Annotated in this window: 16 protein-coding genes; 12 read left to right on the top strand and 4 right to left on the bottom strand. The window is 60.0% G+C overall.

Going from position 1 to position 13,589, the window contains the following annotated elements:
* Window positions 1-43: 43 nt before the first annotated feature.
* Genes DY251_RS14775 through DY251_RS14765 form a run of 3 tightly spaced genes read right to left on the bottom strand, consistent with a single transcriptional unit; the run spans window position 44 to window position 2,831 of the window.
* Window positions 44-547, bottom strand: a complete 504-nt coding sequence (locus DY251_RS14775) for a cupredoxin domain-containing protein (protein ID WP_116624684.1) — start codon at window positions 545-547, stop codon at window positions 44-46.
* 34 nt (window positions 548-581) lie between these two features.
* Window positions 582-1,559: a YVTN family beta-propeller repeat protein gene (locus DY251_RS14770; RefSeq protein ID WP_116624683.1), complete on the bottom strand. Its 978-nt coding sequence runs from the start codon at window positions 1,557-1,559 to the stop codon at window positions 582-584.
* Window positions 1,560-1,580: 21 nt separating this feature from the next.
* Entirely contained in the window at window positions 1,581-2,831 is a 1,251-nt protein-coding gene (locus tag DY251_RS14765; protein WP_245415974.1) for an ABC transporter substrate-binding protein, read from the bottom strand.
* 158 nt (window positions 2,832-2,989) lie between these two features.
* Here DY251_RS14765 and DY251_RS14760 point away from each other — a divergent pair, with 158 nt between their 5' ends.
* Genes DY251_RS14760 through gph form a run of 8 tightly spaced genes read left to right on the top strand, consistent with a single transcriptional unit; the run spans window position 2,990 to window position 9,260 of the window.
* Window positions 2,990-4,159 (top strand): (5-formylfuran-3-yl)methyl phosphate synthase, encoded by a 1,170-nt coding sequence (locus tag DY251_RS14760; RefSeq protein ID WP_116624751.1) that lies wholly within the window; start codon window positions 2,990-2,992, stop codon window positions 4,157-4,159.
* Entirely contained in the window at window positions 4,156-4,773 is a 618-nt protein-coding gene (locus DY251_RS14755) for an amino acid kinase family protein (protein ID WP_116624682.1), read from the top strand. Before DY251_RS14760 ends, DY251_RS14755 begins: the two co-directional genes overlap by 4 nt.
* 2 nt (window positions 4,774-4,775) lie before the next feature.
* Window positions 4,776-5,327 carry a flavoprotein gene (locus DY251_RS14750; protein ID WP_116624681.1) on the top strand — a complete coding sequence of 184 codons (552 nt, stop codon included), beginning with the start codon at window positions 4,776-4,778 and terminating at the stop codon, window positions 5,325-5,327.
* Window positions 5,320-6,714 (top strand): DUF6513 domain-containing protein, encoded by a 1,395-nt coding sequence (locus DY251_RS14745; RefSeq protein ID WP_116624680.1) that lies wholly within the window; start codon window positions 5,320-5,322, stop codon window positions 6,712-6,714. Before DY251_RS14750 ends, DY251_RS14745 begins: the two co-directional genes overlap by 8 nt.
* Window positions 6,714-7,277, top strand: coding sequence for a DUF447 domain-containing protein (locus DY251_RS14740; protein WP_116624679.1), 564 nt, complete (start codon window positions 6,714-6,716; stop codon window positions 7,275-7,277). The genes DY251_RS14745 and DY251_RS14740 overlap by 1 nt, the downstream gene beginning before the upstream one ends.
* 49 nt (window positions 7,278-7,326) lie before the next feature.
* The gene (gene rpe / locus DY251_RS14735) at window positions 7,327-8,013 is read left to right on the top strand and encodes a ribulose-phosphate 3-epimerase (RefSeq protein ID WP_116624678.1); all 687 of its coding nucleotides are present in this window, start codon (window positions 7,327-7,329) and stop codon (window positions 8,011-8,013) included.
* A 3-nt stretch (window positions 8,014-8,016) separates the two neighbouring features.
* Complete coding sequence (locus DY251_RS14730; RefSeq protein WP_116624677.1) at window positions 8,017-8,574, top strand: thioredoxin family protein; 558 nt, start codon at window positions 8,017-8,019, stop codon at window positions 8,572-8,574.
* A complete protein-coding gene (gene gph / locus DY251_RS14725; RefSeq protein WP_116624676.1) occupies window positions 8,571-9,260 on the top strand; it encodes a phosphoglycolate phosphatase in 690 nt (229 codons plus the stop codon). Before DY251_RS14730 ends, gph begins: the two co-directional genes overlap by 4 nt.
* A 3-nt stretch (window positions 9,261-9,263) precedes the next feature.
* Here the strand turns inward: gph and DY251_RS14720 are convergent, their stop codons facing one another.
* Window positions 9,264-9,641, bottom strand: a complete 378-nt coding sequence (locus tag DY251_RS14720; RefSeq protein ID WP_116624675.1) for a c-type cytochrome — start codon at window positions 9,639-9,641, stop codon at window positions 9,264-9,266.
* A gap of 448 nt (window positions 9,642-10,089) precedes the next feature.
* On the opposite strand from DY251_RS14720, the gene DY251_RS14710 reads away from it, so the two are divergent.
* The 4 genes from DY251_RS14710 (at window position 10,090) to DY251_RS14695 (ending at window position 13,562) form a co-directional block, all read left to right on the top strand.
* Window positions 10,090-11,088, top strand: coding sequence for an ABC transporter substrate-binding protein (locus tag DY251_RS14710; protein WP_116624674.1), 999 nt, complete (start codon window positions 10,090-10,092; stop codon window positions 11,086-11,088).
* 92 nt (window positions 11,089-11,180) lie between these two features.
* Window positions 11,181-11,918 (top strand): ABC transporter permease, encoded by a 738-nt coding sequence (locus DY251_RS14705; protein ID WP_425373304.1) that lies wholly within the window; start codon window positions 11,181-11,183, stop codon window positions 11,916-11,918.
* Window positions 11,887-12,621: an ABC transporter ATP-binding protein gene (locus DY251_RS14700; RefSeq protein ID WP_116624672.1), complete on the top strand. Its 735-nt coding sequence runs from the start codon at window positions 11,887-11,889 to the stop codon at window positions 12,619-12,621. Before DY251_RS14705 ends, DY251_RS14700 begins: the two co-directional genes overlap by 32 nt.
* Window positions 12,622-12,626: 5 nt before the next feature.
* Window positions 12,627-13,562, top strand: coding sequence for a quinoprotein relay system zinc metallohydrolase 2 (locus DY251_RS14695; protein ID WP_116624671.1), 936 nt, complete (start codon window positions 12,627-12,629; stop codon window positions 13,560-13,562).
* The last annotated feature ends 27 nt before the right edge of the window (window positions 13,563-13,589 follow it).

The following is a 13,589-nucleotide window of genomic DNA, read 5'->3' as shown; positions in this document are numbered from 1 at the left end:
TCCTATGCTTAAAGACCGCCGCACGCAGTGCTACTTTCGGCAACTACTTGATCGTGATCGTGCCCTTCATGCCCTTGTCCGCAAGGTCGGGAACCGACCATGTGTAGATGCCCGGCCGCACGGTCGTGAACTGCACCTGAATCGTGCCGTCCGCATCGAATTCCAGCCATGCTGGCGCGCCATTCATGTGTACTTCCAGATCGCTGATAACGATCTGATTGTTCCAGACATTGCGGAAAAGGTCCGTCGCGAACTTGTACTCCAGACCGCCCTGCGCAGTGATCTTCCAGCGGTATCCCTGCCCGGAAATAAGCGTGAAATCCTTTTGGTTCACGGCGAACTGATCGTCCTTCGTCCCCAGAACCAGTTCGGGCACATCCTTGCTGGCACGCGTCGGCTTTTCAGCATCCGCGGGCGCTGCCGTTTCAGTCGCAGCAGGCGCGGCTGCATCATCATCGTCGCCGTCGTTGTCCTGCGCAAAAGCGTGAGACAATGACATTGCCGACCCCAGCAGAACGGCAAACGCAATCTTACGATAGTTGGACATTATGCTCTCTCTCCCTTGGCATAAGCTTGGTTCCCTATTTCGTCGGCGAAACCACGACACCCCAAGGCAGCGCGCCAACGGTCACGGATTGCACCGGCTCATCAGTCGCCACGTCGATAAAGGTAATGTCGTTGGAAATGCCGTTTGTGCTGATGATCGTTTTCTGGTCAGGCGTGAAAGCGAGCTGCCAAACACGCTGGCCGACCAGCACATATTTCTCCACTTCATAGGTTTCCGCGTTCACTACCGCGACCCGATTGGCAGGCCCCAGCGCGACATAGGCTTTCTTGCCATCATCGGTGATTCGTATGCCGACAGGCTGGATCGATTCCGCCCTCAGCCCCGGAATCTCGAACGTGATCTTGTGCTTCACCTGGCGCGTCGCATTGTCGATCACCGAAACTGTGCCGCCGATTTCAGCACTCACCCAGACTTCCGAATCGTCCGGTTTGAATTCCGCAAAGCGCGGCCGTGAATCCACCAGCACATTGTCCGTGATTTCGTTGGTCCCCGTGTCGATGAAGTGAGCCATATTCGTCGTTTCCGACGTGTTCACCATCGTCTTGCCGTCATGGCTCACGCCCATGCCTTCCGGCTCGACACCAACAGGCACCTCCGCCAGCACCTTCTTGCTCTCAATGTCTATAACCGTGACCAGATTGTCGTCTTCATTGGCCACGTAGAGTGTCTTGCCATCGGGCGACAGCACGAAAAGCTCCGGGTCCGGTCCGGATGGCAGCGAGCCGACGATCTCACTCGTCACCGTATCGATGATCTCGATGTTGTCGTCATCGCTGGCGCAGACATAAACAAACTTCCCGTCATGCGAGATGGTGATGCCGCGAGGCCGCTGCCCCACTTTGATCGTCTTCACGACCTCCTTGGTATCGGTGTCCACAACGGTGACTGTGTTGTCCTTCTCATTGGAGACATACGCCATGTAGGCAAAGGCGGGACTGCCCGACATCAGGACAGCAAACGCGGTTCCCGCAACCAGTGGCCCAGCTTTCATTAAACTCCTCCCGATCATTTTTTACTTCAGCACGCACTTCGTCTCCGGCTTGTCGACGCCCAGCGTGTCGAGTTCCGAAACCTGATGCAGGAAGCCCTCCTGCGGGGAAGTCGTAATCACGCCGCGCCCGTCACCGAGGAAAATCGGCTCGCGCATCTGCAGGTTCCAGCTCCGAAACGTGGCCTTTTGTCCGCGAAACGCCGCCACCGAAAATTTGTCGGACCTGATGAACTCTTCCATCTTCGCGGGATCGGCATCGGGTGTGCGCGTTGCCGCCTCGCCAACCACGCGCACCGCTGTCCATGCGGCCATGTCTTTGGAAAGCATCCGGCGGCCAGACGCTTTCTCAAACCGATTCTGGATTTGCGCACCGCCCCACTGTTCGCTCGCAGGATGCCAGATCGACGGTATCATGCCGGCAGTTCCCGCGACCGGCCTTGGAATCCATGTGCGGAACGGCACATAGCTGCCGAACACTTCGCTTTCGTCGGCCACCAGCACCACGTCATGGTCCGGCAGATCCTGCGTAAACACCGGCATCTGCTTCTGAATTTGCACAACGCCTGAATCTGTCTGCTTGGCCGTGCCCGTATCCTTGAATTCCTTTTCACCAACGATCTGCCCGCCGAAACGCTCTGCCGCCCGGCGCAGCGCATCTGCGAACAGCTTGTCGCGCTCATGCGAGCCGTAAATCAGCACCCATTTCGGCCACTGCTTCCAGATCAGATATTGCGCGAGCCCATCCGCCAGCATCGAGCGGGTCGGCGCGGTGTGGAACACATTTATCCGGCAGTCTTCTTCGCGCAGGCTGTCGTCCGTATTGCCCACATTGAACAACAGCACGCCCTTGTCGCGCGCCTTGTCAGCAATCGAGAGAAGCTGTTTTGCCGAAAGGTCGGTCAGAATATAGCGGTCGCTCTTTTCCATCATGGCATCGAACGCCGCCGTGACATCCTCGTCGGGCTTAACCTGGACCACTTCCAGATTGAACTTCTGCCCGGTGAACGCGCCGGTCGTGTTGTTGTCCGTAATCGCGACTTTCGCGCCCGCAACGCCTTCATCGCGCGGCGGAACGTCCAGCACGGAAAGCGCTAGCTGCGGCGCATAAGCGCGCAGATAACCTACGTTGATTTCAGTGATCTTTTTCTCTGGCTTTGCAGCTTGCGGCTTGGGCTGATCCTGCGCAACCGCTAACTCGACGTTGACGCACGCCGCAAAAAGACCCATGAAAACCGCAAGAGTAATTGGCACCGTGCTCTTGATAGGACGCATAACCTCGACTCCTCTGCCCGATCATGCCGAGGCTGAGAACAAAAGATTTGGGTGCCGATGATGATCTTACCTACCTCGACCGCTTCGGCAATGCCACGAAGTCAACTTTTAGTGACAAGTATACTATTTGCCCGTTCGGCACCGGAGCGCGTAACGCCATGACAAAAATGCTCGCCAGCGTTACCGGCCCGGAAGAAGCTGCCATCGCACTCGCTGCTGGTGCAGACATCATCGACCTGAAGGACCCCTCGACGGGCGCGCTCGGCGCACTCGCTCCGGCCACGATTCGCGAAACGATAAAGGCCGTCGCAGGACGCAGGCCGGTCAGCGCGGTATGCGGCGATCTCCCCATGCAGCCGGACCGCATTCGCAGCGCTGCCGAGGAAATCGCCGAGACAGGCGTCAGCTATGTGAAGGTCGGCTTCTTTCCGTCCGATCAGGCCGAAGCCTGCGCAGCGGCCCTCGCGCCCCTCGCAAAGCGCGCCAAGATCATCGCGGTCCTGTTCGCAGACCTGTCGCCCGACCTCGCCTTGATCGATGTCTTCCAGCGTCACGGCTTCAACGGCGTCATGATGGACACGGCGAACAAATCCGGCGGGCGGCTCCTCGACCACCTGCCACCGCAATACATTCCCGGCTTCATCAATCTTGCAAAGGCAAGCGGCCTGATGTGCGGGCTGGCTGGCTCGCTTGAAGCGCCGGACGTTCCACGCCTCCTGCCCTTTCTGCCCGATTTTCTCGGCTTTCGCGGCGCTCTATGCGGCGCGGATTCTCGCACCGGCCAGATCGATCTGGAGGCCACACGGCTCATTCGCTCCCTCATCCCGGAAGAGCAGCCATCCGCACGCGACGGCCAGGTGGATTACCGCCTGCTGGCCGCGCGCGGTTATTCGCCGGACAGCGCCGATCAATCGCTCAAAACCAACCGCATCTTTGTCCGCGACTTCGTGCTGCCGGTCGAAATCGGCGCGTACAGCTTCGAGCATGGGCACACGCAGAAAGTCCGCTTCGACGTCACCGCCGATGTTCTGCGCACGGTCAGCAACCCGGAAGACATGCGCCATGTGCTGTCTTACGACATCATCATGGACGGCATTCGCGCCATCGTCGCCTCCGGCCACGTCCAGCTTGCCGAAGCCCTTGCAGAACAGGTCGCAGCGCATGTGCTGGTCGATCCACGCGTGGTCAAGGTCTGGGTCCGCGTCGAAAAACTCGAACTAGGCGCTGGCGGCGTTGGCGTCGAAATCGAGCGTGTGCGCAGCAAGGAGCAAGCGGCGGCCAAATGGCCGTCCATCTCCGACACCGGCAAAAAAGGATCGAGCGCTTGAACTGCGCCGTCGTCAAGCTTGGTGGAAGCGCAGCGACAGCGGCTTCCCTGCCGCTTTGGCTCGCCGCAATCGAAGCATCGACCCTGCCGCTCGTTATCGTTCCCGGCGGCGGACCGTTCGCTGATGCCGTGCGCGAAGCCCAGCCCCCGCTCGGCTTTTCGGACCGCGCCGCGCACGTCATGGCGCTGCTTGCAATGGAGCAGTTCGGCCAAGTGTTGATTGACCGTACCACGCGGCTCGATCCGGCCCGCGGCATCCAGGACATTCGCACCGCGCTCGGCAAAAACCGCATACCAGTCTGGCTCCCGACACAGATGGCGCTGAGCGAGCCAACAATTCCCGCGTCGTGGGACGTGACCTCGGATTCGCTCGCCGCCTGGCTCTGCCAAACCCTCGACGCAACCGCGCTGGTTCTCATCAAGCAGACTGACGATTTCGCCCCCCACGACACGCCGGAAACGCTCTCCGCGCGCGGCATTGTCGACACCGCATTCCCGCACTTCGCGGCGCAAATTCCCGCGCTTTACCTGGCGGGCCCGCGCCATCTTGCTTTCGCCCGCGATACACTCCCCGGCGAAAGGATTGCGCGCGCACCTGTCAGAAAGGCGGGCTGAACATGGCTAAGCTTCACACCCCGCGCTGGGCTTGGGCTTTGACCGGATCGGGCCATTTCTTTGTCGAAAGCTTCGCGCTCATCCATGAGCTGCGTCATTGCGATGTGTTCGTGTCCAAGGCTGCGAATGAAGTGCTTCGCATGTACAAGCTCAAGCTCGATTTCCCCGAAACCACCCGCGTTTTGCACGACAAAACCGCCAGTTCCATACCCGTCGGCGGCTTTTATCACGGCGTCTATCACACCACGGTCATTGCTCCCGCCACCTCCAACACCGTTGCCAAATGCGTCTGGGGTATTTCGGACACGCTGCCCACCAACATCTTTGCGCAGGCTGGCAAATGCCGCGTACCTGCCATCGTCTTTGCCTGTGACACGGCCCCCGAACTCACGACAATGGCCCCGCATGGTCTCGTAAAAGTCTATCCGCGACCCATCGATCTCGAAAACACAGAACGGCTGAAATCTTTCGAACGCACGCAGGTGGTCGAGTCACTTGCCGACCTGGTAACCGCCATCCGCAGGCGTCAGGCGGAGTTGGGCGCCGATGGCTGAGCGGCTGGCCTTCGTCACCGGGCACCTGGCCCGCGCAAGGCTCGAACGGCAGCTTGCCGATCTCCGCGACCCCGATTTTCAATGGTCGATCATCGACATCGGCGTGAAGGTCGCAGCCCTCATGACCGAGCAGATCATCATGCGCCGGCTCACCATAGAGCCCGGCACTGATCGCGTCATTCTCCCCGGCCGTTTTCGTGGAGACATTGACCGGCTCTCCCAGCATTTCGGCGTACCGTTCCTGCGTGGACCAGACGAGATTGCCGACCTCCCCGCGTTTCTGGGCCGCAAGGGTCTGCCGCCCGACCTCTCGCAGCACGACATGCGCATTTTTGCGGAGATTGTGGAAGCATCCATGATGGACGTCCCGGCCATTCTTGCCCGCGCACGCAAGCTGGCAGACGCAGGTGCAGACGTGATCGACCTCGGCTGCCTGCCGGAAACGCCTTTTCCGCATCTGGCCGATGCGGTGCGCGCACTCATTGCAGAGGGTCACACCGTCAGCGTCGATTCCGCCAACCTCGACGAATTGCGAACCGGCGCAGAAGCGGGCGCGCACTATCTGCTGAGCCTGACGGAACACACGCTGCACCTTGCGCTCGAAACCGGCACAGCGCCTATCCTGATACCCTCGCAACCCGGTGATCTGGATTCGCTTGGCCGCGCCATTTCCGCAGCGCAGGCGGCCGCCATTCCCTTCATCGCAGATCCGGTTCTGGACCCGATCCATTTCGGCTTTGCGCAATCCCTTGGCCGATTTCTCGAAGCCCGCAAGCGATGGCCCGACATCGAGCTGCTGATGGGCACTGGCAACCTTACCGAACTAACCGACGCGGACACATCGGGCATCACGGCGATGCTCGGCGGCATTTGTTCGGAACTGGCCATTCACAATGTGCTGGTCGTGAATGTCAGCCCTCACACGCACCGCACCGTCGAGGAACACGATATTGCCCGCCGCATCCTGTTCGCGGCCCGTCGCGACGCCGCGCTGCCGCGCGGTTACAGCAACGGCCTGCTGCAAGTTCACGACCGCAAGCCACACCCCTCCACAATTGAAGACATACACCGCCTCGCAGCAGACGTTCGTGATGGCAATTACCGCATCATGACCGCCGAAGACGGCATTCATATCTTCAACGCCAAGGGCCATCACGTCGCCCGCGACGCCTTCGACCTGTTCCCGAAGCTCGGCGTCGAAGCCGATGGCGGCCACGCTTTCTATCTCGGCGCAGAGCTTTCCAAAGCCGAAACCGCATGGAAGCTCGGCAAGCGCTACGCTCAGGACGAACCGCTGGACTGGGGCGTCGGTGCCGACCTGCCTGAACAGGATCGTCTGCGCCTGCGCGAAGCAGGCCACACGCTGCGCGGAAAGAAAGAGCCGTAATGCCCTATATTCGCGAAACGATCCTCACCACCGTCAGCGCCGCCGGTCGGGTTCACATCGCCCCGCTCGGCATCATCGCGGATGGTGACAGTTGGATCATCGCGCCTTTCCGCCCGTCGCAAACGCTGGACAATCTGGCCGAAATACCATTCGCCGTCGCCAACTATACGGACGATGTCCGCATCTTCGCGGGTTGCCTCACCGGGCGCAAAGATTGGCAAACCGTGCCGCTCACAGATTGCCCGGTTCCCCGCATCGAGGCCGCGCTCGCGCACTCCGTCTTGCGCGTCGAACATTTCGCCGACGACCCCGTGCGTCCGCGTTTTAAATGCGCCGTTGCGGCTGAGCAGAACCATGCGCCTTTCACTGGTTTCAATCGCGCAAAAGCCGCGGTGCTAGAACTCGCGATTCTCACCAGCAGGTTGAAAATGCTCCCGCGCGAGAAGATCGAAGCCGAGCTTGCCTATCTTTCAATCGCGATTGAAAAGACCGCCGGCCCGGACGAGCATGAGGCATGGAACTGGCTTATGGAGCGTGTCAATGGGCATTTGGATGGGGCTTGACCATGTGGCTCTCTGGCTTCAAAGCGTTCTCAGGAAAGCGAGAACTTAAATGACCACGAAGACTCTTATCGCCCCATCGATCCTTTCGGCGGATTTCTCCAAACTCGGCGATGAAGTCGAAACCATTGTCCGCGCCGGTGCAGACTGGATTCATCTGGACGTTATGGACGGTCACTTCGTTCCCAACATCACTTTCGGCGCACCCATCATTAAGGCGCTGCGCAACCGCACCGACAAGATCTTCGATTGCCATTTGATGATCGCGCCTGCCGACCCCTATCTGGAAGCCTTCGCCGATGCTGGCTGCGATTACATCACCGTCCATGCGGAAGCCGGTCCGCACCTCGACCGTTCGCTGCAAGCCATTCGCAACCTCGGCAAAAAGGCAGGCGTCTCGCTCAACCCCGGCACACCGGAAGTTGTCATCGAATATGTGCTGGATCGCCTGGATCTGATCCTGCTCATGACCGTCAATCCCGGCTTCGGTGGTCAGGCTTTCATCCCCGCCGTCGTAGAAAAGGTGCGCCGCGTCAAGGCGATGATCGGCGACCGCCCCATCCACATCGAAATCGACGGAGGCGTCACGCCCGAAACCGCGCCGCTGGTTGCTGCTGCGGGTGCCAATGTGCTCGTCGCAGGTTCTGCCGTATTCAAAGGCGGCAATGAGGAAGCCTATCGCAAGAACATCGCCGCCATTCGCGCAGCATCGGATGGCGCCATGAAAAAGGGAAAGTGACCGATGGCAGCAGTTCCTCCTGTTTGTGATTTCGGATGGCCCGCAGTTGACTCCCGCCTTCCAAGTGTGGACGGAGAAACGCTGTCCATATTGGATCAGGCTGGGCCGAACGGCCTCGTCATCGCCTTCATCTGCAATCACTGCCCCTATGTGAAAGCGGTCATCACGCGCATTGTCCGCGACGCGCAGGATCTGTCCAGCGCCGGGGTCGGTTTCGTCGCCATCAGTTCGAACGACGCCAACGCCTATCCGCAAGATTCCTTTGCGAACATGAAGCTTTTTGCCAAGCAGCATGGCTTCACCTTCCCCTATCTCTACGACGAGGATCAAAGCGTGGCGCGCGCCTACAATGCCGCCTGCACGCCGGATTTCTTCGGCTTCAACAAGGATCTGAAACTTCAATATCGCGGGCGGCTTGACGCCTCGCGCAAGGAAGCTGGCGAGCCGGATCTGCGCCGCGACCTCTACCTTGCCATGCTGCAAGTTGCGCAAACCGGCAACGGCCCGCAAGACCAGATTGCCTCCATCGGCTGCTCAATCAAATGGAAGGACGCTGCATGACCTCCAAGGCTGGCGGATTGCCTGATGCGGTTCTGTTTGATTTTGACGGCACGCTGATCGATTCAGCGCCGGACATCCACGCCGCCGTCAACGAACTCCTGCAAACACGCAATCTGCCGCCGGTCACGCTGGAACAGGCCAAGGCGATGATCGGCAACGGTGTCGCCAAGCTGGTTGAGCGCGCCTTTGCCGCCTCTGGAAGCCCACTCGCCGGGGCCGAACTGGAGCAGGCCCAGCGTGACATGACGCCCATATACAATAGCCACCTCACCGGCTTGACCACGCTCATGCCCGGCGCGCGCACCGCCTTGCAGCAATTGCGCGCCGCGGGCGTCAAGCTCGCGCTCGTAACAAACAAGCCGCAGGCTCCAACGCGCGAGGTGCTTGAGCATTTTCACATTTTCGAGGATTTCGGCGCTGTTATCGGCGGTGACGCCGTCACCAACAAGAAGCCTTCGCCGGAGGCGCTTTATCTGGCGCTGGAGCGGCTCCACGCAGATCGAAACAATGCGGTGATGGTCGGCGACAGCACCACCGATGTGGAAGCCGCGCGCAACGCAGGGCTTCCCGTCATCATCATTCGTGGCGGATACAGCAAAGTTCCGGTCGAAGAACTTGGCGCCGATCTTGTTCTGGATAGTCTCGCAGACCTGCCTGCCGCGCTTCAGGGCAAGCAGGCTGCCTAGAGATTATTTGAACTGATCGATATAGGCGATGACGTTGGCGATATCGGCGTCATCCTTCAGCCCGGCAAACGCCATCTTGGTGCCTTTCACCATAGCGCGCGGGTCTTTCAGATATTCGGTCAGCTTGGCATCGTCCCAAACAAGGCCATTTTTGCCCGCGTCCGTCATCGCTGGTGAATATTTGAAGTCTGGGTGCGTACCGGCAGTACGACCGTTCAACTTGAACAGCGAAGGCCCGACCTTGTTCTGATCCGTATCGGCCACATGGCACGCCTTGCACTTGGCGAATACCTTCTCTCCCGCGGCAGCATCCTGCGCCCAGCTTTGGCTTGCCGAAACGGTCAATGCCGCTAGAGCAGCCACAATTGCAGCAAATCGCATTTGGTTTCCTTCAGATCGCTCGCGGTGCCCATCCGCAGCCGTGCCGCACCGGGAAAGGCGCAGCCAGACATGTGCAACCTAGTCCCAAGCCCTGCCAAGTCAATCATACCAAGGTCCATGGAGCCATGTCTTGTTGACGCAGCCCGCTCGTCGGGCTTAAAATTTTGCAAAGAACTGCTCCGGCACCGGCGGTTACACATATTCTGATCCAGACCTGCGCAGGCGGGGAGGAGGGTGCTCGCGTGAACATGGTCGATCTGATCCTCACAGTCTGCCTGTCGGCAAATCCGACAAGCTGCCGTGACGAACATCTCTATTTCGAAAGTCGCGGCTCTCTCATGCATTGCATGTGGCTTGCTCCCATGGAAATTGCGAAATGGTCCGAATTGCATCCAAGCGTTAAGGTCGTTCGCTGGAAGTGCGCATTCCCGGACCGAGGCAGAAGCATATGATTACCGTTCCCGTTTCCCGTCGCACGGCGCTCGGCGCACTTGTGGGTGCAACAACTCTGGCCTTTTCGCCTGCACTGCGCGCGCAAGGCAATCCGAAGGTTCGTGTCGGCGTCTTGAAGTTCGGCACGGTCAACTGGGAGCTGGACAGTCTGAAGCACAACGCCTTCGACAAGGCCCACAATGTCGATGTCGAGGTCGTTTATTTCGCCGGCGAAGACGCTACCAATGTCGCCATTCTGGCCCGCGAGATTGACCTGATCGTTTCTGATTGGCTTTGGGTGTCGCGCTTGCGTTCCGAAGGCGAAGACCTCGCGCTCATTCCCTATTCCACCGCTGTTGGCGCAATCATGGTCAAGCAGGATTCGCCCATCAAGGCGATCCCCGATCTGAAAGGCAAGAAAATCGGCGTCGCGGGCGGCCCGCTGGATAAAAGCTGGCTGCTCTTGCAGGCGCTCGCCAAGCGCGATCATGGCGTCGACCTCGCGACCGAAGCGGAAATTGCCTACGGCGCGCCGCCTCTCATGTCCGAAAAAGCCATGCAGGGCGAACTCGACGCTGTTCTCAACTTCTGGCATTTCTGCGCGCGCCTCGAAGCCAATGGCTTCCGCCGCCTTGCCAGCGCAAACGACGCCGCGCTCGCTCTCGGCGCGACTGGCCCCGTGGCCTCACTTGGCTATGTGGTTCACGACAAATGGGCGAAGGAAAACGATGCAGCTCTGCGCGGCTTCATCGCGGCATCGTCCGACACGAAAAAGCTGCTCGGCACCTCGAATGAAGAATGGCAGCGCCTTGCGCCGGTCATGCGCGCGGAAGGCAAGGAGCTGGAAACTCTGCGGGATCGCTACCGCGAAGGCATTCCGACCCGCCCTATCGTCGACGACGCCTCAGACGCCGCAAAGCTGTACGAGGTGCTTGCTTCTGTCGGCGGCGAAAAGCTGGTCGGCAAGGCAGCGACAATGGCCCCCGGAACCTATTGGTCGGGTCTGTTTGAATGACCGCGCCGGGCATAGGTATCGACAATCGACCCGCAGCCGCATCGAAACCAGCCCCCGCCAGCAAACGCGCAAGGCCGTCCCTGTTACCCTTGGTGACTGTCGCAGCCTCGCTCGCAGCGCTCCTTGCCATTTGGGCCATTGCATCGACCATATGGCCAAGCCGTGCTTTGCCCTCTCCCGCGGCCGTGCTGGATGTTCTCATTCGAGACGCCGCCAGCGGCGAACTCTTCTATCATCTCGGTATGACGTTGATGCGCGTTGTGGCGGCGTTCATCCTGGCCATGATTGTCGGCTCGGTGATCGGTGTAACCTTGGGCATGCGACAGCGCGCCGACAATTTTTTCAGCCCGTGGGTGGTGCTGTTCCTGAACCTCCCCGCGCTGGTCATCATCGTGCTCGCCTATATCTGGTTCGGCCTGAATGAGTTCGCGGCAATCGGCGCAGTCGCGGTCAACAAGATACCAAACGTCATCGTAACCATGCGCGAAGGCGCGCGAGCGCTCGACCCGCGCTATGGCGAACTGGCAACCGTCTATCGTTTCAGCGCATGGGAGCGCCTGCGTCATATCCTGCTCCCGCAACTGCAACCTTACATCGCCGCTGCTTCGCGCTCGGGCATAGCGCTCATCTGGAAAATCGTGCTGGTTGTGGAACTGCTTGGGCGCTCAAACGGCGTCGGCTTTCAGATTTACCTCTATTTCCAAACATTCGACGTGGCCGCGATCCTTGCTTACACGCTGGCTTTCGTAGCCATAATGCTCTTGATCGAACTCATGCTGGTGCAGCCCTTTGAACGACATGCGACCCGTTGGCGCCGGCGTCCCGCTTAGGGTCGAAATCGCCGACAAGACATTTCATCCGGCTGGCGGCGAACCGCTCACCGCCGTGCGCGACCTCTCCTTCGAGGTGCGGCATGGCGAATTTGCCTGCCTGCTTGGCCCTTCCGGCTGCGGCAAGACCACGACACTGCGCATTCTGCTCGGCCTCGACAAGCATTACACCGGCTCCGTGCAACTCCCGGATGGCGGGCGCATCGCTGCCGTCTTTCAGGAACCAACGCTCCTGCCGTGGCGCACCGTCGAGGAAAATGTCAGGCTGGCCATGCCGCCCGAAATGCGCAGCAAATCGCTCGACGCGCTTTTCGAAACGCTCGGCCTCTCCGCCATGCGCAAGCTCTACCCGTCCGAACTCTCACTTGGCCTTGCCCGCCGCGCCGCTCTTGCCCGCGCCTTCGCGATAGAGCCCTCGATCCTGCTGCTGGACGAACCCTTCGTTTCGCTGGATGAGCAAACCGCGCAGCGTCTGCGTTACCTCTTGCTGACCGTCTGGTCCGAGCGCCCGACCACTGCATTGATGGTTACGCACAATCTCAATGAAGCGCTGATGCTATCGGACCGCATTGTCGTCCTGTCGCCGCGTCCTGCGCATGTGCTTGGCATATTCGACGTGCGACTCCCACGTGAATATCGCAACCCCCAGGTCATGAACGATCTCCACCTTTCCTTCAGGGAAAAATTTCCGCACACAGGCTGACAGCGATGAGTACACTCACACGCCGCCAAATTCTTGGTTGGGCCGCATCCTCCGCTCTCATTCACACCCCCGCGCGCGCCGCCGTCGAGCCTAAGCTGAGCGCGCTTGCCGATGGCGTCTATGCTTTCACTGGCGCGGAAGAGATGATGGAGCCAGCCAATCAGGGCGCCATCTGCAATGTCGGCCTCATCGTCGGCACGGAATCAGCGGCATTGATCGACAGCGGCGGCAGCTATCTGGAAGGCGTGGAACTCCTGCGCGCCGTGCGCGAAATCACGGACAAACCGCTCCGCTATCTGATCAACACGCATATGCATCCCGACCACATTTTCGGAAATGCCGCGTTCAAGGAAACCGGCGCGCAAATCGTCGGTCACACCAACCTGCCAGCAGCGCTGGAAGCGCGCGGCGCGTTCTATCTGCAGAGCTTCCGCCGCCAGCTTGGCGAGGAACTCATGCGCGGAGTCGAAATCATCCCGCCGACAGTGCTGGTTGCAGACCGCACGGAGCTGGACCTTGGCGACCGCAAGCTTGACCTGCGCGCATGGCAGCCCGCCCACACGGATAATGATCTGACCGTCATGGACCGCACCAGCGGCACATTTTTCGCGGGCGACCTCGTGTTTCTCGGACATCTTCCAACAATGGACGGCTCTCTTCTTGGCTGGATGCGCCAGCTCGATGAACTCGCTGCCATCGCGGCGAGTGGCGTTGTGCCGGGTCATGGTCCCTCGCCGTCGGCATGGCCGGATGCAATCGCGCCTGAGCGCCGCTATTTCGAAACGTTAGCGAGCGATCTCCGCGCTGCAATCAAGGCTGGCGTTCCGCTCGCGGAAGCCGTCACCACCGCCGGTCAAAGCGAGCGCGCAAAATGGAAATTGTTCGACGAATATAACGAACGCAACGCCACAACTGCCTATGCCGAACTAGAGTGGGAATAGCGGCGGATGAGGGGTTATGATTTACGA

The organism is Mesorhizobium denitrificans, assembly GCF_003403035.1.
Taxonomy (GTDB): domain Bacteria; phylum Pseudomonadota; class Alphaproteobacteria; order Rhizobiales; family Rhizobiaceae; genus Mesorhizobium_G; species Mesorhizobium_G denitrificans.
This window is presented reverse-complemented; position numbering and strand designations above follow the sequence as displayed.